Below are 23,178 nucleotides of genomic sequence, written 5' to 3'. Positions count from 1 at the left end.
GACGCCTCGACCACGGGTGCATCGTATAGCGCAACCGACGACCGGCATGTCCGAGGCGAGACCGCGGATTCGCCATGGCACCATTCGGCCGAGTTCCTTCGACAATCGACCGGGAGAGCTTGCGCGCGTGCTTGGATCTGGACGCATTTGCTCCATTTCAGCACATCCCATGTTCTTTCTGCCGATTTTCGGCACAACTTTTTTCAAATATTTTTTCTCGACATTTTCGCTCTCCACATTGATTTCACGCTTTAATCAAGCATTCGAGCGGGATGCAAAGTTGCGAATTTTCTCCTCGCGGACGCCTTCGACCGCCATCGTACGCCTCCAAATCAGCCTAGCTTCCGTCGACACGCCCCCAAAAAACGGTGTTCCCGCAACCATTTGGATGCCTAACAAATTCCACCTTCGCGATCGCTGGAACGTCAAGATCGATAAAAATTGAATCAAATCCGATTTAAATACATCTCAAATTCTATTCTTATTTTATTCTGATACGATTTTCATTTGTACTTTGTTTTACCTCGCATATTCGCGAGCGATAAAAATGTCCGTGCCATTGTCGAACCATAACGGGGAGACAATCATGCTCAAGACAATCACCAAGATGATCGCTGTCGCCGCAATTTTCACCGGCAGCCTGACAGAAGGCGCGCTGGCCCTGCCGGCGAATATGGCTGTGACCGGCTCGACCAATCCGCCGATCGGTCACTACGAGTTTTGCAAGATCAATCCGGGCGAATGCCGCGCGAACGGCGCCGACCGCGGTCCGATGGTCCTGACACGCGAAGGCTGGCAGAAAATTCTCGAGGTCAACTTCGACGTCAACCAGGCGATCACGCCGATGACCGACATGGAAATCCACGGCGTCGAAGAAAAGTGGTCCTACCCGGACAGCGTTGGCGACTGCGAAGACTACGTGCTCTTGAAGCGCCGCAAGCTGATCGAAAGCGGTTTCTCCGCCTCCGATCTTCTGATCACCGTCGTCCTTCAGCCGAATGGTGATGGCCACGCGGTGCTGACCGTCCGCACCGATCGCGGCGACTTCATCCTCGACAACATGCGCAACAAGGTGCTGCTGTGGTCGGATACCGAATACACCTACCTCAAGCGGCAGTCGACGGAACATGCCGGCCGTTGGGTCAAGCTGCAGGATGGCCGCACGGTCGCCGTCGGCAGCGTCCGCACCCAGTAGGCCGCAGTAAAGTGACTTGTGGCGCGGTTGGGTGATGTCCCGCGCCACACTCAATTTACCGGGCTTCGGTCAGTTCCATCCCCGTTTCAGACCAGGCCCTGGCCGGTTCCGCTGTCCCTCGGAACCGGTCTTTTTCGTTTTTAGGCAGCCCGGCCAAAGCATGGTCAGGCAGGCACCAACGGAACCCACGTCGACTTCATCGAAAATTAACCATCTTCGACCAGCGTCGAGCAAGCAAACCCTGCCAGGGTCCGATGCCGCCACCGATCGACGACCGGCAGCTGAACCGCCACATTTCGCGCGGCAACCGCGACGGGACGCCCCATTGATGAGCACCTCTTCCAACGGGAATTCGGAGCCGGAACTCAGCCCGCTTCTTTCAGGACGCTTCGTCTACAAAATTGCCGCGGTCGTTGCGTTGCTTGCCGCGGCAACCGCGGCGCTTTCTTTGACGGGGCGCTGGTTCGGCGAAAACCTCGCGCTTGCCGGCCACACGTCGATCCTCACGCCCTACGATATCTTTATCGGACAAGATCACTTGCGGTTGCCTGCCAACGTCATTCGTTTTGAAAACCAGCGCGCGACCTCGATCGCCGAACGCGTCGATCTCTACCTGGCCTGGCCTTCGCTCGAAGGCTACAGCGATGACAACCGCCACCTCTTCAATGACGTCAACCGTCCCGAAGCCCTGATCTTCCTGCAGATTTCGCAGAGCACCATGTCGCGCGACATGTCCGGCCGACTAGAGCCCATCTACACCCAGGTTTTCGATGGGCCTACGAGCTCCGGCCCCGGCGGGTTGACGCGACACGGTGTCAAAGCGGCATCGAGTTATGCCGGCGAGGCCTTCTTCACTGCGGAGCGAGAGCAGGAGCCACCCTATGTCGTGCGCTGCCTGGAGCCTGGCGCGAACGAAACGTCAACCAGCGCAGACTGCCAGCGCGATATTCATGTCGGCAAGGACCTTGTCGTCCTTTACCGCTTCTCCCGCAATCTGTTGCCGCAGTGGCGCGAAATCGACAATGCTGTTGAAGGCTTCGTCAAAAGCCATCTCGTGCCCTGATTTCGTCCAAGTGCTGTGGTGCTGGCTTCAGCGCCGCACCATTGCGCTACACCGGTATCGCCCCTGTACAAATGCGTCCGATCCCGGAAACCAATCATTCATCATAAACCGATTGGTAACGCTATGCCGATACTGTCTCAGGAACGGTCGTTCCCGGAGGCGGCGTCCGGACAACACCCATGACATGAGAATGAAGAGTAGCGTAGTGTCCCAATCAGGTTTTCTTGATCTCGCGAAACGCCCGTTCGGCGCTTTTTCAAAGATGGTCGGACGGATCGTCCTTGCGGGCACCGTTGCATCGGTTGCCTTCGCAGCGCCCGCTTTGGCCAACCCGAAATATTCGGGCATCGTCGTCGACGCTAAGACCGGCAAGGTGCTTTACGGCGAGGATGCCGACGAATTGCGCTATCCCGCCTCGCTGACCAAGATGATGACGCTTTATCTGGCGTTCGAGGCGCTCGAAGCCGGCCGGATCAGTAAGTCGACGCCCGTTCCCTTCTCCAAGAACGCCTCAGCCGAACCGCCGTCGAAGCTCGGCGTGCGGGCGGGGCAATCGATCACAGTCGAGCAGGCAATCCTGTCGCTCGTCACCCGTTCCGCCAACGACGCCTCGACGGCGCTTGGCGAGTTGCTGGGCGGCTCGGAGCAGCGTTTTGCCCGTATGATGACCAACAAGGCACGGGCGCTCGGCATGACGCGCACCACCTATCGCAACGCCAACGGCTTGCCCAACACGGAGCAACGCACCACCGCGCGCGATCAGGCGCGCCTCGGCCTCGCGCTTCGCCAGCATTTTCCGCAGTATTACGATTATTTCTCCACCCGCAGCTTCCAATTCGGCAAACAGACGATCGGCAATCATAACCGCCTGCTCGGCAATGTGCGCGGTGTCGATGGCATCAAGACCGGTTACACCCGCGCTTCCGGATTCAACCTGGTGACCTCGGCGCAGCTCGAAGGCCGCAGCATCGTCGCCGTCGTCATGGGCGGCACGTCGGGCGCCAGCCGCGACGCCCAGATGCGCCGCCTCGTGGCAAAATACATGCCGGCCGCATCGCGCCGCGGCGGTGGCAACCTGATTGCCGAAACCGCGCCGACGCCGGTCGCACCGGTTGCCGAAGAACCGATCGCTGTGGCGCAGGTCGCGGAAACACCGGTTGCCAGCCCCGTCGCCGCCGCAGCCGGTCTCGATCTGCCGAACACCGGACCGGTTCCGGCCGTTCGCTACAATGGCGAGAATACCAACAGCGTGCAGATGGCCTATGCCGGCACCCAGCGTGCGTCGGACAACCCGGTCCTTTCGCCGAAGATTGTTCCCAATACGCTCGACGCCCAGAGCGTCAAGCTGTCACGCCAGCCGGTATCGGCCGGCATGGTCGACGCTCAGATCACCAACTCCGTTCCCAAGCGCGAGCCGGTTGCGGCCGAAGCCGAACCGCAGCCAGTTCCGCAACCTCAGGGCTGGGTCATCCAGATCGGTGCGACGCCGGACAAGGACCAGGCCATGACGCTGCTTGGCAATGCCAAGGACAAGGGTGGCAAGGCGCTGAGCAAGGCAACACCCTTCACCGTCGCCTTCAGCAACGGCGGCGCACAGGTCTACCGCGCCCGCTTTGGCGGCTTCGATGACCAGAATGCGGCGATCAACGCATGCAAGACGTTGAAGAAGAAAGGCATTTCCTGCTGGGCTGCCCAGCAGTAGACGGGTGATTAGTTTCGGCGTCCGGTTTGTATTTGTCCGGACGCCCTCCTCGGTTTTGTAAAGCGTACGAGGTTAGTTATGGCAATGAACGAGAATGTTCCGGGTGTTACTCCCTTGCCGGGGCGACGGGCAAAACCGTCGCGCATCAATCTGCATCCGCTGCATGAGGCAGCGATGCGTATTGCCGATCTCGGTCTGAACCGTCCGAAGGCGAAGACCAAGGATCTGGTGGGCATGCTGCTAACACATGGTGCTAGAGCCTGGCGCTCGACGCAGCCGCGCGCTGGCATTCATCTTCACGTGACGGCGCCCGGCCGTCGCCAGCCGCTGAAGATGCGCATTCTCTGAACAGACTGATATTCAAAGGCGGCTTCGGCCGCCTTTTTCGTTGGGCCCAGCATGCCGCGCGGAAGCGTAGCGGTGGTGACCAACATGGGCGATAAAGGCAAAAGGCGCAGCAAGCGGTGCGAAAGTTCGCCCGTCAGAGCAGACCGAGTTCGGCGAGCTCGCGGCGAAGCTCAAGCGGCATCTCGGCTCCGCCACCGGAAAGCGACGCCAGATCGCGCGGTGCTTCATTGTCCTTGAGATAGCGCCACCCCTGGAAGGCCCGGCGCGGCTGCAGTTCGGTCTCAACGACTTCAGGACCGAGCAGCAGATTGCAGCGCCCGACCCCCTCGCCGTCGGTGAAGGTTTCAATGCCGATCAGCGGCTGGCGCGCCTGCACCTGGCCCTTGATGACCCAATAAAGCGAGCCACCTTCCAGCAGCTCTTCCATGCGTTTCGGGACCATGCGGGTGGTATGGTAGGAGTGCGGTTCAAGGCCGGCGGCAATCGCAGTCAGAGCCTTGCGCGAAACCCATTCGCGCAGATCCTCTATCGATTCCGCCCCGACGCAGAGCTTTATGAGATGCAGAGACATGGCTGTTTTTGAACACCCGTCCGGCCGTCACGGTCAAGCGAATTGCGCAGCCTCATCCACAATCGTCCGCGCGCCACTCAACATTCGACGACATTGACCGCCAAGCCGCCGGTCGAGGTTTCCTTGTATTTCTCGTTCATGTCGACGCCGGTCTGGCGCATGGTTTCGATGCAGGCGTCGAGCGGCACGAAATGCTGGCCATCGCCTTTGAGCGCCAGGGACGCGGCGGTCACTGCCTTGACCGCGCCGAGCGCATTGCGCTCGATGCAGGGCACCTGCACCAGGCCGGCAACGGGATCACAGGTCATGCCGAGGTGATGTTCAAGCGCGATTTCCGCTGCGTTCTCGATCTGCTCCGGCGTGCCACCCATAACGGCGGCAAGACCCGCCGCCGCCATCGCCGAGGCGGAGCCCACCTCGCCCTGACAGCCGACTTCGGCACCGGAAATCGACGCATTGTGCTTGATGATGCCGCCGATGGCGGCAGCGGTCAGCAGATAGTCGCGAACGCCGTCCTGGTCGGCATCGTCATGGAAATGCATGTAATAGCGGATGGTCGCCGGAACGACGCCTGCAGCACCGTTCGTTGGCGACGTCACCACGCGACCGCCGGCCGCATTCTCTTCATTGACCGCCATGGCGTAGACGCTGAGCCAGTCGTTGGCGAGCAGCGGATTGATCTTGTTGGAGCGCCACTCTTCCTGCAGCTTGTCATGAATGGATCGAGCACGACGACGCACCTTGAGGCCGCCGGGCATGATACCGTCCTGGCTGAGCCCGCGATCGATGCAGTTGCTCATCGCGCCCCAGATGCGATCGAGGCCCTCATTCAACTCCTGAGGCGACATGGTGCATTCTTCGTTTGCCCGCTTCATCTGCGCGATCGTCATGCCGGAGCGGGCCGCCATCTCGAGCATTTCCACGGCGCTGCTGAAGGGGAACGGCACTTTGACGCCGGCGGGCTTGTTCTTCGAGGCGCGCATGGCTTCGAGTTCCGTGTCGGTCACGACAAAACCGCCACCGATCGAATAGTAGATGCGCTTGAGCAGAAGGCGGCCGTCCTTGTCAAAGGCCGAGAAGGACATGCCGTTGGCATGGCCCGGCAAGGGGACCTTCTTGTCGAAGATCAGATCGGTCTTCGGCTGAAATTCATAGGACGGATGGCCCGGCGGCGTGATGCGCCCAGTGCGTTCGACGTCGTCGATCAGCGCATCCATGCGGTCGGGGTCGACACGATCGGGACGCTCGCCGACAAGCCCGAGCACAACCGCCCTGCCCGAACCGTGGCCGATGCCGGTATGGGCGAGCGAGCCGTGCAGGCTAACCTTGATGGCAGCGACGGACGCATGCGAAGGCCGCGGCCATTCATCGGACAGGATGAGCTCGAGAAAGCGATTGGCGGCCGACATTGGCCCCATCGTATGCGAACTCGAAGGACCAATGCCGATCTTGAAGACGTCGAAGACGGAAAGAAACATGAATTGCCTGCCCGGAGCCTGAACATATGCCGCCCGGCCGATCGCCGGATGCCGTCATATGCATGATTGCACAGTCGATACAAACCTCGATCTCTCCTCAAGACCGAAGCAGTACCCTCACGCTTAGATATAGGATCAAACCCTAAGCCATCCTATCCCTGTCGATCAGGCGATCAACCGACATTCGATCCCGTTGGTGCGACATTGCGCTGGGGAGTGGGTTTGCGGTCTCTCGGCTTTACGTTGCGACAGGCAGGAATCAAAACAGCGCGGCTTCCGGGAAGCCGCGCTGTCAATCAGAGGACTTTTGGGTATCAAAGGCCGCCGAAAAGATAAGCAAGAACAAGAACGCCAGCGAAACCGGCTACGGCGCGAGCAGTCACGCCCCAGCAAGACTTCTGTATTGTATTGTCCATGATGTCTCCGAAAAACTCTCAACGGCTGCGGGCCACACATCAAGGGCCCGCGCATGGCGCAATGCATACTGAAGAAAGTGTAAAGACGCAACGGTGAAATATGGCAGAAAGGTGTCAGGCGCACGCCGGCGTTCGAACCAAGGCACCAAGCGCTGGAGTTCGCGCATTTCTGCCGGAAGAAATTCCGCCGCAATTTCATCACACTAGTTGATGCGGCACCGATTCTCCACAGGCGTGCCGGCCTTGCAATTTCCAAAAGCCATGCCAAAAACACGTGTATGACCTTCGAAGATTACATAGCACTTGCCGTGTTCATCCTGCTGTGGGCCGGCTTCAGCTGGGCGACAGACGGCACGCGCGGCTTCAAACGCATCAGCCTCACACGGCTGATGAACGACCATCGTGGCCGGTGGATTCGCAACTCGCTCAACCGCGACCTGAAAATGATCGACACCCAGATCATTGCCGGGCTGCAGGCGGGCACGGCCTTCTTCGCTTCGACGACGATCTTTGCGCTCGGCGGCTGCTTCGCGCTCCTGGGCGCGACCGAGCAGGCTCAGATGATCTTCGCCGACATGCCCTATGTGTTCCATGGCGGGCGGACGGCCTTCGAGCTGAAGGTCGCCGGGCTCACCTGCCTCTTCGGCTATTCCTTCTTCAAGTTCGGCTGGTCCTATCGCCTGTTCAACTACTGCTCGATCCTGATGGGCGGCATACCGATGACAGCGGACATGATCCGCGACCGGCACGCCGCCGAGATTGCGGCCGAACGGGCCGTCCGCATGAACGTACTTGCCGCCAAGCACTTCAATGCCGGCCTCAGGGCGATCTTCCTGTCGATCGGCTATCTTGGCTGGTTTATCAGTCCCTACGCCTTCGTCGGCCTGACAATCTTCGTCATCTTCGTCCTGACACGCCGGCAATTCTTCTCCGAGGCGCGGGCAGCCCTGCTGCAGGACGCCGCCCGCTAACAGCTTGTCCGGTACACCGCGGATATCGCCGAACGGGTTTCTGCCGCATTTTGTCTTTTTCCGAGCAATCAAGGCGGTCTGGCGCAAGCCAGGCCTGCCATACTCATTCGCGCCAACAGGATGGCGAACACCATGTCCGATACCAACATGACCTCGACCGTTGAACCGCAGCCGACGACCGGCAGCCGAAACCGGCTCGTCTTTATCGATGTGCTGCGCGGCCTGGCGCTGGTGGCCATGGCGCTCTACCATTTCGTCTGGGATCTGGAATTCTTCGGCTACGTCGCCGCCGGGACCGCCGGCACCGGCGGGTGGAAGATGTTTGCACGGCTGATTGCCAGCAGCTTCCTGTTTCTGGCTGGCTACAGCCTCGTGCTCGGGCAACGGCCGAAGATCCGGTTCGATGCCTTCATGCGCCGGTTCGCCAAGATTGCCGGAGCGGCCGCGATCATCAGTATCGCGACCTGGTTCGCCTTCCCCAACACCTTCATATTCTTCGGCATCCTGCATTCCATTGCCGCGGCAAGCCTCATCGGTCTTCTTTTCCTGCCCCTTCCGGCGATTGTTTCGTTCGCGGCTGCGGCCGCCGCCTTCGCCGCCCCCCTCTATCTCCGCTCCGCGATCTTCGACGCGCCCTATCTCTGGTGGATCGGCCTTTCCGAAACGATCCCACGCTCGAACGACTACGTGCCGCTGCTGCCGTGGCTCGCACCCTTCCTGCTTGGCCTCGGCACCGCAAAACTGGTGCATGCGCGTCTCGTGACAGCCCTTTCAAAGCGCCCGGTCGACGACGAAAAGACGCGCCTGTGGACGAAAGCATTGGTCTTCGGAGGGCGTCACAGTCTGGCCATATACCTCCTCCACCAGCCGCTGCTCATCGGATTGGTCTTCCTCTTCTCGCTGGTCTCGCCACCGACACTGCCGGATCCCAAGCAAGCCTACCGCACCAACTGCGTCGAGGCCTGCAACCGCGGCAATCCGGCCGTGCCCTGCGACGCCTTCTGTGGATGTACCCTCGACAAGCTGGTGGAGCAGAACCTGTTCGACGAACTGAACAGGGGAAAGATCAACGTCAACACGGATGAACGCATTGCGCGAATCGCCGGTCAATGCACAATGGACGTGCAATCAGGGGACTAGGACATGAATGCCTATCGTGCCAAGCCGCTGAGTTTCCCATGGCCGGCCCTGCTCTACGGGACCGCCACCCTTGCAGCCTTACTGCTCGCACGATACTCGCCCATCCCGGTCGCCCACGGCCACGGCTGGGTGCCGTGGATTTCCGGTAGCATCCTTGTCGCCGCGGCAATCTGGCTTGACCTGTGGGCCGTCAAGACGCTGCTGGATCGCCATACCGCTGTGCTTCCGCACCGGTGCGCCACGTGCCTCGTCACTTACGGACCGTTTCGCTTCACCCGCAACCCGATCTATCTCGGCTATACGCTGATGATGATCGGCTTCGGTCTGATCACGCTCAATCCATGGTTCTTCGTGATGGCGGTTGCAGCCGTGATGTTGACGACCATTTTTGCCATCCGCAACGAAGAACGGCATCTGCTTTCACGCTTCGGCTTCGAGTTCGAGCGTTATTGCCGGCATACGAGCCGCTGGATCTGATCCGCAGTTCTTTTCAGACAACAAAAAAGGCGGCCAAAGCCACCCTTTTGTTCTTCATGCGTTGACCAGGTTCGCGATCAGGTCCCGACGCCAATCTCGGCAAGACGCGTCAAACACGCCTCCTCAACATTGTCGAGTTCGGTCAGCGTATCCTCGATGTCCTTGCGCTTCTGGCGCAGTTCTTCGCGCTTGGCCTCGACACGGCTCATCAGCAGTTGCAACTGACCAAGCTCACCGGGCGGATCCTTGTAAACCTGAATGATCTCGCGGATTTCGGCGATCGTAAAACCGATACGCCGGCCCCGGAGGATCTCCTGGATCAGCCGACGGTCGGCAGGGCGAAACATGCGGGTTCGACCGCGGCGCTCCGGATGGATGAGGCCCTCGTCCTCATAGAACCGCAGCGTCCGGGTCGAAATGCCGAATTCCCGCGTCAATTCGGTAATGCTATAGTACTTATTCACGCTGCCATTCCATGATTTCCTGACCATCACTATCGTTGACCTTGACGTAAAAGTCAAACAACTGGCGATATCAGGTGACGTGGAACCACCAGGTGGCAATGCCGAGAAAACTCGAGAAGCCAGTGATATCGGTAATCGCCGTCACAAACACGGCCGAAGACACCGCGGGGTCAGCGCCAAAACGTTCCAGAAGCAGCGGAACCATGATGCCGGCAAGGGCCGCGGCCATCATGTTGATAAGCATCGCGGTGGCGATAATACCGCCGATGTTGGGGTCCTGGAACCACAGGCCAGCCAAAAGGCCGATCAGCGAGCCGAAGATCATGCCGTTCAGCAGGCCCACGCCCGCTTCGCGTCGGATGATTCGCGGCGCGTTGTGAATGTCGAGGCCGCGGGTCGCAAGCGCGCGCACCGTCACAGTCATCGTCTGCGAACCAGCATTTCCGCCCATGCCGGCGACGATCGGCATCAGAATTGCGAGCGCGACGATCTGCTGGATTGTCGCATCGAAAAGGCCGATGACCGAAGCCGAAATACAAGCAGTCATCGAATTGATGAACAGCCACGGCACGCGTGAGCGCGATGCCTCGGCGACAGAGTCCGACAGTTCCTCGTCACCGACGCCGCTCAGACGCAGCAAGTCTTCCTCCGCCTCCTCCTGGATGACGTCGACGACATCGTCGATGGTCAGCACCCCAACGAGCCTGCCGTTGTCGTCGACCACGGCGGCGGAGAGAAGGTCGTATTGCTCGAAGAGCTGCGCCGCCTCTTCCTGGTCCATTTCAGCCGGAATGGCGTGGCTGGTATCTCGCATGATGGCGTCGACCTTGATCGAGCGCTTGGAGCGCAGGACCTTGTCGAGATCGACCGCACCCAGAAGCTTGAAGGTCGGATCGATGACGAAGATCTGCGTAAAACTTTCCGGAAGCTCCGCGTCCTCGCGCATGTAATCGATCGTCTGGCCGATGGTCCAGAACGGCGGCACCGCCACGAACTCCGTCTGCATGCGGCGGCCGGCTGTGCTCTCGGGATAGTCCAGAGAGCGGCGCAAGCGCACACGTTCGGTAAAGGGCAGCTTCGCCAGGATCTCGTCCTGGTCCTCCTGGTCGAGGTCTTCGAGAATGTAGACGGCATCGTCCGAATCCATCTCGCCAAGCGCCTCGGCGATCTGCTCGTTGGGCAGGTGCTCAACAATATCGAGGCGTATGGCTTCGTCGACTTCGGTCAGAGACGAAAGGTCGAAATCCTTGCCAAGCAGGGAGACAAGTGCCAGGCGCTGCTCCGGCTGGATCGCCTCAAGCAGGTCGCCCATTTCGGACGAATGCAGGCCAGCGACATGCTGGCGCAGATAGATCGTGTCACGGTCGGCAATCGCCGCGCCGACATGCATCAGGAAGTCGGAGCGCACCGAACCATCATCGGCATAGATGTCCGCTCCGTCATAGACGGGGATTTCTTCGGAACCGCGGTCGTCGTCGCCGGTATTGCTCATGAGCGCGCCCTCGAAACGATTGCCAACTTCCCGGCCGCCATGCGCCGATCGGGAAAGGGTACATCACTGCCGGTGTTGTTGCCCCATCCTCCTCAAGGACATGGGCCTTAGTGCCCTGCTAGCGCAAAGCCTTGCCAAGGTCCACATCACAAGGGCCAACGTCGCGCGTGTGGTAACAGATTTATTCAAGCTGTTGCAAATACATGGGAAACGCACATGCGCGTGCACAGTCGACATCGAACTGGCGATCGGATAGCACTATGCGGCCGCAGCCCAGGAGCTTCCGATGGCGATCCGCCCCCTTGTTCGTTTTCCCGACCCTATACTGAACCGGGAAGCACAGACAGTCGACCGCTTCGATGACGCCTTGCGGGCTCTTGCCGACGATCTGCTCGACACGATGCGCGCAGCGCCGGGAATTGGCATCACAGCGCCGCATATCGGCATTCTGCAACGCCTGACAGTGATCGAACTGACCCGTGAAAGCGGTGTCCACATTTTCGTCAATCCCGAGATCGTTTCCCGCTCGCCGCAAATGGTCAGGCATGCCGAGGGAAGCGTTTCGATGCCTGGAATTTCCGAGGACGTCGAGCGCCCTGCGAAGGTGCGCGTCCGGTACCAGACGCTCGACGGCAACGCAGTCGAGGAAGATGCGGATGGCCTGATGGCGGTTTGCCTCCAGCACGAAATCGACCAGCTGAACGGCATATTCTGGACGCAGCGCCTGTCGCGGTTGAAGCGGGAGCGAGCCGTCAAGAAGTTCGACAAGGCCACAAGGGAAATGGCGCGAAGCTGAACCGGCGCGCGCCTCGCAAGTTCAAGCTTCCGGCACGCGGCAATCACCAAAGCCTGCTCTTTCCGCCGCAAGTCAGCATGGCTAAGTTCACATTCATGTTTTCAATCAAGGATCAGCCTATGAAATCGACGCATGTCGCTATCGTCACCCTTCTCGCATTGGCGGGATGCAACAGCACAACGCCCAATCTCGAACCGCTGCCAGGCAGCTTGACCTATGGCGAGACGGGCCCCACGCGTAGGACGATCTCCGCGCCAGGCACGATGATCCAGAACCGCTTCATGCATCAAGGCACGATGGTCTTCGAAACCTACGAAGTTCAACCCGACCATACCTATAAGCTCGTGCGGCGCAATGTCGCCGATACCTGGTCGAACTGAAACCTGGCTTTCTCGTCGAAAGACCTGTCACGCCGGATCGCCAACTTGCTTGGCGCTTCGGTGCTCGCATTCTCAGCCTGATGCCCGGATGAATTTGTCTCATAGTGGAACATTTTCGTTCGAATCCCGTTGTTTAGGATGGCAACAATGGAGGTCATCCGATGACAAAATATCTGGATGAACGGGGCGATCCCATCACAGCGGAGCCCGACGACGACCGGGAAAACTTCACGGCCCGCGAAAGCCGCCAAGGTCCTCTTGGCGTGCGTGTTCTGGCAATCCTCGGAGCCGGCCTGTTTCTGGCGCTGCTGGTCTGGGGTGGCGCAGCGATCTGGGGCGAAAACAACGACAACGACCGGACGACGGCAGTCGACCAGGTTCAGCCGTCACCGGAACAGACCGGCAGCATCGATAACAAGAAGGATCGCGTGCAGGCACCGACTGCTGCCGCGCCGATTGCCGGCGGTCAAACGCAACAGGCTTCGCCCGATGGCACGACCAAATAGCAGCAGTTCGCCTTTCATGAGTTTCGCTGCCTGACGACGGCGCCTCGCCGAGCGCCGGTCATCGAAACCGAAACGAGATCGGTTGAAGAAAAATAGACCCAACTGTTGGAAGGCTGGATAAGAAGCGGTCCAGCTGAGCGAGAGCGGAGCGCGCCAAACATAGCTATCGTCCGCCGTGGTGTCCGTGCGGAACGCGAAGTGAAGGCCCCGCCGCGACGTTTATTTATCGCTCTTTCGCAACCACCGACGCATCGACAAGGGCGAAGGGTCCGGCCTGCCGCAGTCAGCCGGCCTTTTGCAGTGGCAGACGGACAGCAGGATGTGTCCGTCTTATCGTCGCCTGAGAAAAACTTCGGGTTGCCAAAGGCAATTGAATATTAGAAGTTTTCTTGTGCGCCACCAATAAGTCTGCGCGGCGCGGCGAGACTGCAGCACATGACGACTGCCTCTTCCCTCGCGCCTACCCATAACAGCGCCAGCATCTGCCGGGGCTGCTGGGATCAGATGCGCGTGCCGATCCCGATCCGCGGGGCGTTTGCCCTTCCCTTTCGGGCATTCGGCATCACCCGAAGCAAGATGAACCCGAATATCTGCACGATCTGCGAACGCTCCTTTCGCTACGTCAAGAAGCAGCGCCACATAAGCGCCCACGCGACGATCCTGTTTGCCGATATGCGAGGGTTTACCTCCCTTTCCGAGCGAACAGAGGCGATCGAGCTGAGTGAGATTGTCAGCCTGTTTCATGATCGATGCGCGCAGGCGATCTGGGCGCATGATGGCATCGTCAACAAGCAGATGGGCGACGGCCTGATGGCGATCTTCAATTTCCCGATCGAGATCAAGGACCACGCTCGTGCTGCGGTCAGGGCGGCGGCGGATATACAGCGACATTACACCGATGCACTCGACGGCCTGAGTTCCGATCTGAAGGAATCACGCGACCACCGGCTCGGTGTTGGTGTGGGCATACATACGGGCGATGTCGAGATTGGTGAGTTTTCAAGCTTCCGCAGCGATTTCACCGCGATCGGCGGCACCGTCAATCTCGCCGCACGGCTCGAATCCCAAGCTGCCGCCGGTGAGATCCTCGTGTCAGCCGAGACGGCTGCGCAGGTGCCGGATTTCCTGAGCGCGTCCGAGACCAGGCTGCTTTCACTGAAAGGCCTGGAGCACCCCGTTGAGGCGCGTATACTCACGACTAATTGACGCTGGAGGCCACCCGGGAGCAGATAAGTCCGATCCCACACCGGGTCCTGATGCGCCACACCGACAAAGCTAAGCATAGGGATAAAAACAAAAAAACCTGCCGAAGCAGGTTTTCTTTGGTGCGGTCGAGAAGACTCGAACTTCCACGGGTTGCCCCACAGCGACCTCAACGCTGCGCGTCTACCAATTCCGCCACGACCGCATCGTGGTAGGCGCCGAATTGCTCCGGCGGGGCTGCATGTAGCAAAAGCCCCTGGGGTGCACAAGGGCATGACGACAGAAATTTGACGAGAAAAGAAACTATTTCAACAGCCTCCTCGCGAAACCCTGCAAACGCTGGACTCTTGTCGCGCGCCGTCCCATGTACAGGGCATCAAAATAGGAATGCAGACGGAAATGCAGCGCGAAAATCTGAGCCAGGACATGTTCGCCCCCCCGGAATCACCCCCGGTTCGCTGGCGGATCGCCCCTCACCTCATCGATTATCCACAGGCAATCGAAACAATGGAGCGCGAAGCGGCGGCCATTGCCGCCGGCACCGCGGACGAACTCGTCTGGCTGGTGGAACATCCGCCACTTTATACTGCAGGCACCAGCGCCGATGTGGCCGACCTCGTCATGCCCGACCGCTTCCCGGTGTTTGCGACGGGACGGGGCGGCGAATACACCTATCATGGGCCGGGCCAGCGGGTGGTTTACGTGATGCTCGACCTCAAGCGCCGTCGACAGGATGTACGCGCCTTCGTCGCCGCGCTCGAGAGCGTCATCATCTCCTCGCTCGATTCGATGAACGTGAGGGGTGAACGCCGCGAAGATCGCGTCGGCGTCTGGGTGCGCCGGCCGGAGAAGCCATCGCTTCCCGACGGGTCGATGGCAGAAGACAAGATCGCGGCGATCGGCATCCGTTTGCGCCGCTGGGTGAGTTTTCACGGCTTTTCGCTCAACGTCGATCCGGACCTTGACCATTTCGGCGGCATCGTGCCGTGCGGCATCCGCAGCTATGGCGTGACCAGCCTGGTCGACCTCGGCCTGCCGGTGATGATGCCGGATGTGGACATGCGTGTTCGCGAGGCGTTCGAGACGGTCTTCGGTCCGACCCGCAACGACGAATCCTGAAACTAGGCTTGCTGCAGGCCGGCCCCGTATCACGTTGCTTCGATGGATCGACCGCCGGCCTGGCGCTCGCGCCAGATCATGAACAACCCTGACACCACGATGATCGCGATGCCGAGCCATTTCGAGAGCGACGGGAAGTCGCCGAAGATGAGATAGCCAAGTGCGGTCGCTGTGACGATCTCGAAATAGGCAAACGGCGCCAGCAGGGAAACGGGTGCGGCCTGGAAGGCCTTGACCACCAGAAGGTGGCCATAGCCCGAAAGCGAGCCGAGGATGATGACGAGCACCCAGCCGAGCGACGTCTTCGGCAGGGACGGCTCGAAGTCGGCGACGCCCAAGCCGTCGCCTATCGCAATCACGCCCACCATGAACAGCGTTCCGCCGATACCGGCAATCGTCTGCATCGTCAGAGGACTGTCGGCCGTTCCGACCGCACGGTTCAAGAGAAGATAAAACGCAAAGACTGTGGCGCAGGCGACCGGTAGCAACGATGTTGCCCCGAACGCTGCGAAGCTCGGCTGGATGACGATCATCGCGCCGGCAAAACCGACGGCGATCGCCAACCACCGACGCCAGTCTACCCTCTCGCGCAGGATCAACGCCGACAGGCACGTCAGGATAAACGGCTCGACGAAATAGATCGCAAACACATCGGCGAGCGGCATGTACTTCACCGAAATGAAGAAGAACAGGGCTGCTGCCGCCAAGAGAATCCCGCGCAGCAGGTTGAGCCAGAGCCGTTTCGGTCGCAGCGCCCGCACGCCACCAATCGTCAGGAGCAAGGGCAGCGTCGCGACAAGCTGGAAAAAGAACCGATAGAAGGTCACCTGTGCCGGCGCCATGCCCTCGACCACCGCCATGTATTTGGCAATCACATCCATGCCCGGCAGGATGACCATGGCAAAAAGCATGATGGCGACGCCCTGCATCACGGTGTTCTGGGGAGTGGCTGCTGTCGATACCGGCGCGGTCATGGGCTTTTTCCGATTTGGTTGCGCCACCTTAGAACGTTAGCGGCGCTTTTCAACGCATGCGGGCGCGACACGAAAGAGCGGATTTCATGGCCCGGGCCGCTTTTGACCGTGTTTTTGCCGCTCCGGGGTGGTCCGCAACGGCCCGAATGCCTATAAGCTCACGTCATCTTCCGCCCCGGAGGAGAAGTTCTCCCACTTCTCCGATCAGAAACCGGGACCTTTGAACGTGACCGTGGCAAAGGAGATATCCATGCGCTTGTCCACCGAAACGATGATTGCCCGCCTGCGCGATCCCGGCGACGGAGATACGCTGGGCGGACGCATCTGGCGCGCACGTGACGCGGCCAATCTTTCGACCAAGGATCTCGCCGATCAGCTCGGCGTCCGGGTGGAAACAGTCGCCGCCTGGGAGCGCGACCGGGCGGAGCCACGCACCAACCGCCTGTTCATGCTCGCCGGCGTATTGGGCGTCACGCCCGCCTGGCTGATCGCCGGCATGGGCCGCGCGCCTGATGACGAGACGAAGACCGCTTCTGGCGAAAGCCTTCGCGAGCAGCTTGCGCTCGTCAAGAAATTGCACGAACAGACCGGCAAGGCCATTGCCGCTCTTGAGATGGAACTCAATCGCGTCCAACAGACTATTCGTTAGTTCATTGCCGATTCCAACGGGCGACATTGGTCACTGCGCCGACGCCGCCCGAAGTCATTGTTAATCCAAGGAGAAAATTGATGGATGTACGCGCCGCCGTCGCCGTTCAGGCAGGCAAGCCGCTGGAAGTGATGACCGTTCAGCTCGAGGGCCCGCGGGCCGGAGAAGTGCTGATCGAAGTCAAGGCCACCGGGATCTGCCACACCGACGATTTCACGCTGTCGGGTGCCGATCCCGAAGGTCTGTTCCCGGCAATCCTCGGCCACGAGGGTGCCGGCATCGTCGTTGACGTCGGCCCGGGCGTCACCTCGGTGAAGAAGGGCGATCACGTCATTCCGCTCTACACGCCTGAGTGCCGCTCCTGCCCGTCGTGTCTGTCACGCAAGACCAACCTGTGCACCGCGATCCGCTCGACGCAAGGGCAAGGTCTGATGCCGGACGGCACCTCGCGCTTCTCGATCGGCAAGGACAAGATCCACCACTACATGGGTTGCTCGACGTTTGCCAACTACACGGTTCTGCCTGAAATCGCGGTTGCCAAGGTCAACCCCGACGCGCCGTTCGACAAGATCTGCTACATCGGCTGTGGTGTCACCACCGGCATCGGTGCCGTGATCAACACCGCAAAGGTCGAGATGGGCGCGACCGCGATCGTCTTCGGTCTCGGCGGTATCGGCCTCAATGTCATCCAGGGCCTGCGTCTCGCCGGTGCCGACATGATCATCGGTGTCGATCTCAACAACGACAAGAAGGCCTGGGGCGAGCGCTTCGGCATGACCCACTTCGTCAACCCGAAGGAAGTGGGCGACGACATCGTGCCCTACCTCGTCAACATGACGAAGCGCGGTGCCGACCAGATCGGCGGCGCCGACTACACGTTCGATTGCACCGGCAATACCAAGGTCATGCGCCAGGCGCTCGAAGCCTCGCATCGCGGCTGGGGCAAGTCGGTTGTCATCGGCGTTGCCGGCGCCGGCCAGGAGATCTCCACCCGTCCGTTCCAGCTCGTCACCGGACGCAGCTGGATGGGCACCGCCTTTGGCGGCGCACGCGGCCGCACCGACGTGCCGAAGATCGTCGACTGGTACATGGAAGGCAAGATCGAGATCGATCCGATGATCACCCACACCATGCCGCTCGAAGACATCAACAAGGGTTTCGAGCTGATGCATTCCGGCGAAAGCATCCGCAGCGTGGTTCTCTACTAAGCGCCAACTGAGCAATTCCAGACGGAAACCGTTTCGTACTTTTCCGGGAATTGCTTAGTAAGCCGATTCAGGAAGGCGCCGGAATCAATTGTATTCCGGCGCTTTTTCAGTCCCGTTGAGAAGTTGATTCAAGATGATCTATGTCGATGCCGATGCCTGCCCGGTGAAGGCGGAAGTGCTGAAGGTGGCCGAGCGCCACGGCTTCGAAGTGACCTTCGTCGCCAATTCGGGGCTGCGTCCGTCGCGCGACCCGATGGTCCACAACGTCATCGTCTCGGCGAGTTTCGACGCTGCCGACGACTGGATCGCCGAACGCGCCCATGAAGGCGATATCGTCGTGACCGCCGACGTACCGCTTGCGGTCCGCTGCGTGGCTGCCGGCGCTTTCGTCACCGGACCTTCCGGCCGCGTCTTCGACAAGAGCAATATCGGCATGGCATCCGCCATGCGCGACCTTGGCCAGCACCTGCGCGAGACCGGCGAAAGCAAGGGCTACAACGCCGCCTTCACGCAACGTGACCGTTCGACCTTCCTCGAGACACTTGACCGACTCGCGCGCCAGACGAAAAAGTGAGGCGGGCGTCACCCCGCGATGGATCGCAAGGGCATTTTCGATGACAACGACGACAAAGCTCAGGCATTGGCCGTTCTACACCGCATCGCTATGCGCCTTCGTCAGCCTGCCGGTTACATGGTTCTTCGCGTCAAGCTATATGCTCGAGGTCGCGGCGATTGCCTTCTTCTGTGTCTATCTCGTCCTGAGCGGCCGAAGGCTGCGAATGATGACCGGCAAACACCTCAAGACGCACGCGCGAAACACCGACGAACCGGAATCCGTCATCTTTCTCGTCACCTTCGGAGCGGCCGCTACGGCGCTGATCTCGCTGTTCTTCGCGCTCAACGGCGAAAGCAAGGGGCCGACGCTCGAGCTGGCGCTGGCCTTTGCCTCCGTCGTCTTGGGCTGGGCAACCATTCACGTGATGGCAGCGATGCACTACGCCCACGTTTACTGGGTGCCTGACGACAGCGGGCAGCCCCCCACCCCGCAGCGTGGCCTCGATTTCCCCGAAACGCCGGAACCGGGCGGCTATGATTTTCTATATTTTTCCTTCGTGATCGGCATGACCGCCCAGACGTCTGATGTCGCCATCACCACTACGGCGATGCGGCGCATCAATCTGATGCACGCCATCGTTTCCTTCTTCTTCAACACCGTGCTTGTTGCCGCCGCGGTCAACGCGGCCGTGCAACTCGCCGGTTGAACCCACGATATCCCAGGAGCATTTGATGAAAGTCCTTTCTCAGAACACCGCGTTCGGCGGCATGCAGGGCGTCTTCTCGCACGAGTCAGAGGCCTGCAAGGGCGAGATGACATTCGCCGTCTTCGTGCCCCCACAGGCGATCAAGGAGCCGCAGCCGGTGCTCTGGTATCTTTCGGGCCTCACCTGCACCCATGCCAACGTCATGGAAAAGGGCGAATACCGCCGCATGGCCGCCGAGCTGGGGCTGATTATCGTCTGCCCCGACACCAGCCCGCGCGGGACGGAGGTTCCGGACGAACTCACCAACTGGCAGATGGGCAAGGGTGCCGGCTTCTATCTCGATGCCACGCAGACGCCGTGGGCCGAGCACTATCAGATGTACAGCTATATTACTGAGGAGCTGCCGGCTTTCGTCAGCCAGCACTTCCGCGTCGACATGAGCCGGCAGGGCATTTTCGGCCATTCGATGGGCGGCCACGGCGCAATGACCATCGCGCTCAAGAACCCCGACCGTTTCCGCAGTTGCTCGGCCTTTGCACCGATCGTCGAGCCGTCGACGGCCGACTGGTCGATCGGCGCCTTCGAGAAATATCTCGGCGAGGACAGGGCCACGTGGCGGCAATATGACGCCTGCGCGCTGGTCAAGGACGGTGCCCGTTTCCCTGAGTTCCTCATTGACCAGGGCAAGGCCGACAGCTTTCTCGACAACGGCCTGCGGCCGTGGCTCTTCGAAGAGGCCATCAAGGGAACCGGCATAGGCCTCACACTGCGCATGCACGAGCGCTACGACCACTCCTATTACTTCATCTCGACCTTCATGGACGACCACCTGAAATGGCACGCCGAGCGGCTGGCCTAAGACAGAGGGAATAGCGGGAGTATCCAATGTCCAACCTTCTGCTTGTCGGTGCCGGCGGCGCCATCGGATCGATGGTTCGCTATCTCGTTGGCCTCTGGACGCTTCACCGTTGGGGGCCGGGCTTTCCCTGGGGAACGCTCGGCGTCAACATCACAGGCTCCTTCCTCATCGGCCTCTTGGCCGAGTTGATCATGCGCAAGTTCGGCGCTTCGGCAGAGATGCGGCTGTTTCTGATCACCGGCGTGCTCGGCGGCTACACGACCTTTTCCGCCTTCTCGCTGGATACGATCACGCTGTTTGAACGTGGCGATGCCGCACTCGCCGTCACCTATATCGCGGCAAGCGTCGTGCTTTCGATCCTGGCGGTCTTTGCCGGGCTGGCCCTGATGCGCGCAATGGTCTAAAGGCTGCCTCTAAAGAACAGGAAGCAGGTTCGCTGAGATGGCAGGCATAGAACATAAGCAGGTGGACGGTGACGAGGCGGGTATGCGCCTCGATCGCTGGTTCAAGGTACATTTTCCCGGGCTGGGTTTCGGTCCGCTGCAGAAGCTGCTGCGCTCGGGCCAGATCCGTGTCGATGGTGGACGCGTCAAATCCGATACGCGGCTGCAGCCGGGCCAGACGGTCCGCATCCCTCCGCTTAACGTCGACGCGAAGGAAGTGAAGACAGGTCCGATTGCCGGGCGTGATCTACGCCACTCGCCAGACGGGGAGTTGTTGTCGCGCATGGTGCTGCATGAGGACGCGAAGGTTATCGTGCTCAACAAGCCGGCAGGGCTTGCGGTTCAGGGCGGCTCGGGCGTCAACCGGCATATCGACAAGATGCTGGAGGCCTGGACCAACCAGCGCGGCGAGAAGCCCCGTCTGGTTCACCGCCTCGACCGCGACACTTCAGGTGTGCTTGTTATCGCGCGCACCCGTGGCGCGGCGCAGAAACTGACGGCTGCCTTCCGAGAGCGCGACACCAAGAAGACCTACTGGGCGCTGGTCAAGGGCGTTCCGCGCAAGCGCGAAGACCGCATCTCCACCTGGCTCGTCAAGGAGCAGACGCCGGACGGCGACCGCATGCGCATCGCCAAACATGGCGAGGACGGCGCCGACCACGCCATTTCCTACTACCGCATTCGTGAGCAGGCCGCGCAGAACCTCGCTTGGCTGGAGATGGAGCCCTATACCGGCCGCACCCATCAGCTGCGCGTGCACGCCTTGCACATCGGTCATCCGATCCTCGGCGATCCCAAGTATTTCGACGCCGATATCAACTGGAGCCTGCCCGGCGGCATGCAGAACCGTCTGCATCTGCACGCGCGCCATATCGATATCCCGCATCCGGACGGTGGTCGCCTGCGTGTGACCGCGCCGCTGCCGCCGCACATGGTCCAAAGCTGGAACCTGCTGGGCTTCGAAGAGAACGAGCCTGGCGAGAACGACTGATGAAACTGGCGCTTTTCGATTGCGACGGCACGCTGGTCGACAGCGGCGGTCTCATCCATGAAGTGATGGCACGAACCTTCGAAGCCTTCGACCTGGATCGCCCTGAATTGTCGGCGACCAAAGGCATCATCGGCCTGACGCTCGATATCGCTATTGCCCGCCTGCTCGGACGCGAGCATGTCGACGACCAGGCGTTGGCAATGACAGCGCACTACAAGGCGATTTTTGCCGGCGTTCGTGCGGAAGCCGGCTTTCAGGAATTGCTGTTTCCGGGCATCGCAGCGATGATGCAGACGCTTTCCGGTCGCGACGAGCTGCTGATCGGAGCCGTCACTGGCAAATCGCGCCGCGGCCTGACGCATATCGCCGAGACCCACGGCTTTAACAGGATGTTCTTCGTGTCGCGTACCGCTGACGACTGCCCTTCAAAACCGCATCCTGCCATGGTGACGGAATGCTGCTCCGAAGCGGGGATCGATCCGCGTGATACCGTCGTCATCGGCGACGCGATTTATGATATGCAGATGGCAAAGGCGGCCGGTGCCGCCGCCATCGGCGTTGCCTGGGGTTACGCTGGCGTGCCCGACCTCGTCGAAGCGGGCGCCGATTATATTGCCCGCACGCCGGCCGATATCATTGAGTGGATGGAACACTATCATGCCTGATATTCGCGATGAACTCATCGGTGCGCTGAGCCACGAGGACCCGGTCCGGCGTGCGCAGATCCAGATGCTGAAGCCGCTGCCCAAGCGCTTCTACAAGGACGTCAGCATTGGCGCGGCGGACGACGGCGGCCACAGCGTCCTGCTCGACGGTCGGCCGGTTCGCACGCCGGCCAAACATCCCCTTGCCGTCCCGACCCTCAAGCTTGCCGAAATGCTGGCGGCCGAATGGGACGCACAGGCCGAGGTCATCGATCCCGCCAAGATGCCGGTCACCCGTATCGCCAACACGGCGCTCGACGGCGTGGCGAAGGACCAGCGCTCGGTTTTCGAAGACATTCTGCGGTTTGCAGGAACCGACCTGATCTGCTACCGCGCGTCCAGTCCGGAAGGGCTCGTCGAACGGCAGAACGTCGTCTGGAATCCTGTGCTCGAATGGGCCGCCCAGTCGCTCGGCGCTCGCTTCATTCTGGCCGAGGGTGTCATTCACCAGGAACAGCCAGAAGAGGCGATCACCGCCTATGCCGAGGGCCTGCGCGCCTTCGCGACGCCGCTCGGCCTCACTTGTATCCACACAATCACGACTTTGACAGGCTCCGCCCTGCTCGCGGTTGCTTTCGCATCCGGTAGGCTGACGGCCGAGCAGGCCTGGGCGGCTGCCCATGTCGACGAAGACTGGCAGATCGAGCATTGGGGCACGGACGAGGAAGCGTTCAAGCGCCGCGAGCTCCGCTGGCAGGAGATGCAGGCGGCAGCAGCCGTTCTCGACGCACTGCGATAGCAGTGCGTCGGAATACAGTAGTGTCCAA

At 60.6% G+C, this 23,178-nt stretch carries 27 protein-coding genes and 1 tRNA gene; 22 read left to right on the top strand and 6 right to left on the bottom strand.

Going from position 1 to position 23,178, the window contains the following annotated elements:
- Positions 1 to 46: 46 nt before the first annotated feature.
- From AC1Q80_RS06205 to AC1Q80_RS06185, 5 genes are all read left to right on the top strand, one after another.
- Positions 47 to 445: a hypothetical protein gene (locus tag AC1Q80_RS06205; RefSeq protein WP_492359926.1), complete on the top strand. Its 399-nt coding sequence runs from the start codon at positions 47 to 49 to the stop codon at positions 443 to 445.
- 141 nt (positions 446 to 586) lie between these two features.
- Positions 587 to 1,195, top strand: a complete 609-nt coding sequence (locus tag AC1Q80_RS06200) for a transglutaminase-like cysteine peptidase (protein ID WP_492359925.1) — start codon at positions 587 to 589, stop codon at positions 1,193 to 1,195.
- A gap of 328 nt (positions 1,196 to 1,523) precedes the next feature.
- A complete protein-coding gene (locus AC1Q80_RS06195) occupies positions 1,524 to 2,258 on the top strand; it encodes a hypothetical protein (RefSeq protein WP_492360354.1) in 735 nt (244 codons plus the stop codon).
- A gap of 184 nt (positions 2,259 to 2,442) precedes the next feature.
- Positions 2,443 to 3,960 (top strand): SPOR domain-containing protein, encoded by a 1,518-nt coding sequence (locus AC1Q80_RS06190; protein WP_492359924.1) that lies wholly within the window; start codon positions 2,443 to 2,445, stop codon positions 3,958 to 3,960.
- Between the two features lie 78 nt (positions 3,961 to 4,038).
- A complete protein-coding gene (locus tag AC1Q80_RS06185) occupies positions 4,039 to 4,308 on the top strand; it encodes a hypothetical protein (RefSeq protein WP_077498392.1) in 270 nt (89 codons plus the stop codon).
- A gap of 133 nt (positions 4,309 to 4,441) precedes the next feature.
- On the opposite strand, the gene AC1Q80_RS06180 is transcribed toward AC1Q80_RS06185, so the two are convergent.
- Together AC1Q80_RS06180 and AC1Q80_RS06175 are read right to left on the bottom strand one after the other, a co-directional pair.
- Complete coding sequence (locus AC1Q80_RS06180; protein WP_209792815.1) at positions 4,442 to 4,879, bottom strand: DUF1489 family protein; 438 nt, start codon at positions 4,877 to 4,879, stop codon at positions 4,442 to 4,444.
- Between the two features lie 77 nt (positions 4,880 to 4,956).
- Positions 4,957 to 6,357, bottom strand: a complete 1,401-nt coding sequence (locus tag AC1Q80_RS06175; protein ID WP_173419761.1) for an L-serine ammonia-lyase — start codon at positions 6,355 to 6,357, stop codon at positions 4,957 to 4,959.
- Positions 6,358 to 7,051: 694 nt separating this feature from the next.
- On the opposite strand from AC1Q80_RS06175, the gene AC1Q80_RS06170 reads away from it, so the two are divergent.
- The 3 genes from AC1Q80_RS06170 (at position 7,052) to AC1Q80_RS06160 (ending at position 9,361) form a co-directional block, all read left to right on the top strand.
- Positions 7,052 to 7,744 carry a DUF599 domain-containing protein gene (locus tag AC1Q80_RS06170; RefSeq protein WP_209792811.1) on the top strand — a complete coding sequence of 231 codons (693 nt, stop codon included), beginning with the start codon at positions 7,052 to 7,054 and terminating at the stop codon, positions 7,742 to 7,744.
- A 132-nt stretch (positions 7,745 to 7,876) separates the two neighbouring features.
- A complete protein-coding gene (locus AC1Q80_RS06165) occupies positions 7,877 to 8,884 on the top strand; it encodes an acetyltransferase domain-containing protein (RefSeq protein WP_492359923.1) in 1,008 nt (335 codons plus the stop codon).
- 3 nt (positions 8,885 to 8,887) lie between these two features.
- A complete protein-coding gene (locus tag AC1Q80_RS06160) occupies positions 8,888 to 9,361 on the top strand; it encodes a methyltransferase family protein (protein ID WP_173419758.1) in 474 nt (157 codons plus the stop codon).
- 77 nt (positions 9,362 to 9,438) lie between these two features.
- Here the strand turns inward: AC1Q80_RS06160 and AC1Q80_RS06155 are convergent, their stop codons facing one another.
- Together AC1Q80_RS06155 and mgtE are read right to left on the bottom strand one after the other, a co-directional pair.
- Positions 9,439 to 9,825 carry a MerR family transcriptional regulator gene (locus AC1Q80_RS06155; protein WP_025426710.1) on the bottom strand — a complete coding sequence of 129 codons (387 nt, stop codon included), beginning with the start codon at positions 9,823 to 9,825 and terminating at the stop codon, positions 9,439 to 9,441.
- Positions 9,826 to 9,895: 70 nt separating this feature from the next.
- Entirely contained in the window at positions 9,896 to 11,317 is a 1,422-nt protein-coding gene (gene mgtE, locus AC1Q80_RS06150; RefSeq protein WP_173419756.1) for a magnesium transporter, read from the bottom strand.
- A 286-nt stretch (positions 11,318 to 11,603) separates the two neighbouring features.
- On the opposite strand from mgtE, the gene AC1Q80_RS06145 reads away from it, so the two are divergent.
- The 4 genes from AC1Q80_RS06145 (at position 11,604) to AC1Q80_RS06130 (ending at position 14,205) form a co-directional block, all read left to right on the top strand.
- Positions 11,604 to 12,113, top strand: coding sequence for a peptide deformylase (locus tag AC1Q80_RS06145; RefSeq protein ID WP_492359922.1), 510 nt, complete (start codon positions 11,604 to 11,606; stop codon positions 12,111 to 12,113).
- Between the two features lie 119 nt (positions 12,114 to 12,232).
- Complete coding sequence (locus AC1Q80_RS06140; RefSeq protein ID WP_492359921.1) at positions 12,233 to 12,493, top strand: hypothetical protein; 261 nt, start codon at positions 12,233 to 12,235, stop codon at positions 12,491 to 12,493.
- A gap of 161 nt (positions 12,494 to 12,654) precedes the next feature.
- Entirely contained in the window at positions 12,655 to 12,999 is a 345-nt protein-coding gene (locus tag AC1Q80_RS06135; protein ID WP_173419753.1) for a hypothetical protein, read from the top strand.
- Positions 13,000 to 13,434: 435 nt separating this feature from the next.
- On the top strand, positions 13,435 to 14,205 hold the full coding sequence (locus tag AC1Q80_RS06130) for an adenylate/guanylate cyclase domain-containing protein (protein WP_492359920.1): 771 nt from the start codon (positions 13,435 to 13,437) through the stop codon (positions 14,203 to 14,205).
- Between the two features lie 117 nt (positions 14,206 to 14,322).
- Here AC1Q80_RS06130 and AC1Q80_RS06125 read toward each other — a convergent pair.
- Positions 14,323 to 14,407 (bottom strand) — tRNA-Leu (locus tag AC1Q80_RS06125).
- A 194-nt stretch (positions 14,408 to 14,601) separates the two neighbouring features.
- On the opposite strand from AC1Q80_RS06125, the gene lipB reads away from it, so the two are divergent.
- A complete protein-coding gene (gene lipB, locus AC1Q80_RS06120; RefSeq protein WP_492359919.1) occupies positions 14,602 to 15,321 on the top strand; it encodes a lipoyl(octanoyl) transferase LipB in 720 nt (239 codons plus the stop codon).
- Between the two features lie 29 nt (positions 15,322 to 15,350).
- Here the strand turns inward: lipB and AC1Q80_RS06115 are convergent, their stop codons facing one another.
- Positions 15,351 to 16,295: a DMT family transporter gene (locus tag AC1Q80_RS06115; protein WP_234902791.1), complete on the bottom strand. Its 945-nt coding sequence runs from the start codon at positions 16,293 to 16,295 to the stop codon at positions 15,351 to 15,353.
- A 250-nt stretch (positions 16,296 to 16,545) separates the two neighbouring features.
- Here AC1Q80_RS06115 and AC1Q80_RS06110 point away from each other — a divergent pair, with 250 nt between their 5' ends.
- From AC1Q80_RS06110 to AC1Q80_RS06070, 9 genes are all read left to right on the top strand, one after another.
- Entirely contained in the window at positions 16,546 to 16,944 is a 399-nt protein-coding gene (locus AC1Q80_RS06110; RefSeq protein WP_209792804.1) for a helix-turn-helix domain-containing protein, read from the top strand.
- Between the two features lie 80 nt (positions 16,945 to 17,024).
- Positions 17,025 to 18,152: an S-(hydroxymethyl)glutathione dehydrogenase/class III alcohol dehydrogenase gene (locus tag AC1Q80_RS06105; protein ID WP_077498405.1), complete on the top strand. Its 1,128-nt coding sequence runs from the start codon at positions 17,025 to 17,027 to the stop codon at positions 18,150 to 18,152.
- A 133-nt stretch (positions 18,153 to 18,285) separates the two neighbouring features.
- A complete protein-coding gene (locus AC1Q80_RS06100) occupies positions 18,286 to 18,726 on the top strand; it encodes a YaiI/YqxD family protein (protein WP_077498406.1) in 441 nt (146 codons plus the stop codon).
- Between the two features lie 40 nt (positions 18,727 to 18,766).
- Complete coding sequence (locus AC1Q80_RS06095; protein WP_492359918.1) at positions 18,767 to 19,414, top strand: DUF1345 domain-containing protein; 648 nt, start codon at positions 18,767 to 18,769, stop codon at positions 19,412 to 19,414.
- A gap of 25 nt (positions 19,415 to 19,439) precedes the next feature.
- Positions 19,440 to 20,273, top strand: coding sequence for an S-formylglutathione hydrolase (gene fghA, locus AC1Q80_RS06090; protein WP_492359917.1), 834 nt, complete (start codon positions 19,440 to 19,442; stop codon positions 20,271 to 20,273).
- 26 nt (positions 20,274 to 20,299) lie between these two features.
- Entirely contained in the window at positions 20,300 to 20,677 is a 378-nt protein-coding gene (gene crcB / locus AC1Q80_RS06085) for a fluoride efflux transporter CrcB (RefSeq protein WP_173419747.1), read from the top strand.
- A gap of 37 nt (positions 20,678 to 20,714) precedes the next feature.
- Positions 20,715 to 21,707 carry an RluA family pseudouridine synthase gene (locus AC1Q80_RS06080; protein ID WP_492359916.1) on the top strand — a complete coding sequence of 331 codons (993 nt, stop codon included), beginning with the start codon at positions 20,715 to 20,717 and terminating at the stop codon, positions 21,705 to 21,707.
- The gene (locus AC1Q80_RS06075; protein WP_492359915.1) at positions 21,707 to 22,372 is read left to right on the top strand and encodes an HAD-IA family hydrolase; all 666 of its coding nucleotides are present in this window, start codon (positions 21,707 to 21,709) and stop codon (positions 22,370 to 22,372) included. Before AC1Q80_RS06080 ends, AC1Q80_RS06075 begins: the two co-directional genes overlap by 1 nt.
- Positions 22,365 to 23,150, top strand: coding sequence for an ATP12 family chaperone protein (locus AC1Q80_RS06070; RefSeq protein WP_492359914.1), 786 nt, complete (start codon positions 22,365 to 22,367; stop codon positions 23,148 to 23,150). The genes AC1Q80_RS06075 and AC1Q80_RS06070 overlap by 8 nt, the downstream gene beginning before the upstream one ends.
- Positions 23,151 to 23,178 lie beyond the last annotated feature (28 nt).

It is taken from the genome of Ensifer sp. GW823-FHT05D09 (assembly GCF_058795755.1).
Note: the sequence above shows the minus strand (reverse complement) of the source record. Positions and strands in the feature narration are given on the sequence as shown.

What these genes read in the sequence shown, in the direction of transcription:
- AC1Q80_RS06205 (WP_492359926.1), top strand. Translation starts at nt 47, where the DNA reads ATGTCCGAGGCGAGACCGCGGATTCGCCATGGCACCATTCGGCCGAGT.
- AC1Q80_RS06200 (WP_492359925.1), top strand. Translation starts at nt 587, where the DNA reads ATGCTCAAGACAATCACCAAGATGATCGCTGTCGCCGCAATTTTCACC.
- AC1Q80_RS06195 (WP_492360354.1), top strand. Translation starts at nt 1,524, where the DNA reads ATGAGCACCTCTTCCAACGGGAATTCGGAGCCGGAACTCAGCCCGCTT.
- AC1Q80_RS06190 (WP_492359924.1), top strand. Translation starts at nt 2,443, where the DNA reads ATGAGAATGAAGAGTAGCGTAGTGTCCCAATCAGGTTTTCTTGATCTC.
- AC1Q80_RS06185 (WP_077498392.1), top strand. Translation starts at nt 4,039, where the DNA reads ATGGCAATGAACGAGAATGTTCCGGGTGTTACTCCCTTGCCGGGGCGA.
- AC1Q80_RS06180 (WP_209792815.1), bottom strand. Translation starts at nt 4,879, where the DNA reads ATGTCTCTGCATCTCATAAAGCTCTGCGTCGGGGCGGAATCGATAGAG.
- AC1Q80_RS06175 (WP_173419761.1), bottom strand. Translation starts at nt 6,357, where the DNA reads ATGTTTCTTTCCGTCTTCGACGTCTTCAAGATCGGCATTGGTCCTTCG.
- AC1Q80_RS06170 (WP_209792811.1), top strand. Translation starts at nt 7,052, where the DNA reads ATGACCTTCGAAGATTACATAGCACTTGCCGTGTTCATCCTGCTGTGG.
- AC1Q80_RS06165 (WP_492359923.1), top strand. Translation starts at nt 7,877, where the DNA reads ATGTCCGATACCAACATGACCTCGACCGTTGAACCGCAGCCGACGACC.
- AC1Q80_RS06160 (WP_173419758.1), top strand. Translation starts at nt 8,888, where the DNA reads ATGAATGCCTATCGTGCCAAGCCGCTGAGTTTCCCATGGCCGGCCCTG.
- mgtE (WP_173419756.1), bottom strand. Translation starts at nt 11,317, where the DNA reads ATGAGCAATACCGGCGACGACGACCGCGGTTCCGAAGAAATCCCCGTC.
- AC1Q80_RS06145 (WP_492359922.1), top strand. Translation starts at nt 11,604, where the DNA reads ATGGCGATCCGCCCCCTTGTTCGTTTTCCCGACCCTATACTGAACCGG.
- AC1Q80_RS06140 (WP_492359921.1), top strand. Translation starts at nt 12,233, where the DNA reads ATGAAATCGACGCATGTCGCTATCGTCACCCTTCTCGCATTGGCGGGA.
- AC1Q80_RS06135 (WP_173419753.1), top strand. Translation starts at nt 12,655, where the DNA reads ATGACAAAATATCTGGATGAACGGGGCGATCCCATCACAGCGGAGCCC.
- AC1Q80_RS06130 (WP_492359920.1), top strand. Translation starts at nt 13,435, where the DNA reads ATGACGACTGCCTCTTCCCTCGCGCCTACCCATAACAGCGCCAGCATC.
- lipB (WP_492359919.1), top strand. Translation starts at nt 14,602, where the DNA reads ATGCAGCGCGAAAATCTGAGCCAGGACATGTTCGCCCCCCCGGAATCA.
- AC1Q80_RS06115 (WP_234902791.1), bottom strand. Translation starts at nt 16,295, where the DNA reads ATGACCGCGCCGGTATCGACAGCAGCCACTCCCCAGAACACCGTGATG.
- AC1Q80_RS06110 (WP_209792804.1), top strand. Translation starts at nt 16,546, where the DNA reads ATGCGCTTGTCCACCGAAACGATGATTGCCCGCCTGCGCGATCCCGGC.
- AC1Q80_RS06105 (WP_077498405.1), top strand. Translation starts at nt 17,025, where the DNA reads ATGGATGTACGCGCCGCCGTCGCCGTTCAGGCAGGCAAGCCGCTGGAA.
- AC1Q80_RS06100 (WP_077498406.1), top strand. Translation starts at nt 18,286, where the DNA reads ATGATCTATGTCGATGCCGATGCCTGCCCGGTGAAGGCGGAAGTGCTG.
- AC1Q80_RS06095 (WP_492359918.1), top strand. Translation starts at nt 18,767, where the DNA reads ATGACAACGACGACAAAGCTCAGGCATTGGCCGTTCTACACCGCATCG.
- fghA (WP_492359917.1), top strand. Translation starts at nt 19,440, where the DNA reads ATGAAAGTCCTTTCTCAGAACACCGCGTTCGGCGGCATGCAGGGCGTC.
- crcB (WP_173419747.1), top strand. Translation starts at nt 20,300, where the DNA reads ATGTCCAACCTTCTGCTTGTCGGTGCCGGCGGCGCCATCGGATCGATG.
- AC1Q80_RS06080 (WP_492359916.1), top strand. Translation starts at nt 20,715, where the DNA reads ATGGCAGGCATAGAACATAAGCAGGTGGACGGTGACGAGGCGGGTATG.
- AC1Q80_RS06075 (WP_492359915.1), top strand. Translation starts at nt 21,707, where the DNA reads ATGAAACTGGCGCTTTTCGATTGCGACGGCACGCTGGTCGACAGCGGC.
- AC1Q80_RS06070 (WP_492359914.1), top strand. Translation starts at nt 22,365, where the DNA reads ATGCCTGATATTCGCGATGAACTCATCGGTGCGCTGAGCCACGAGGAC.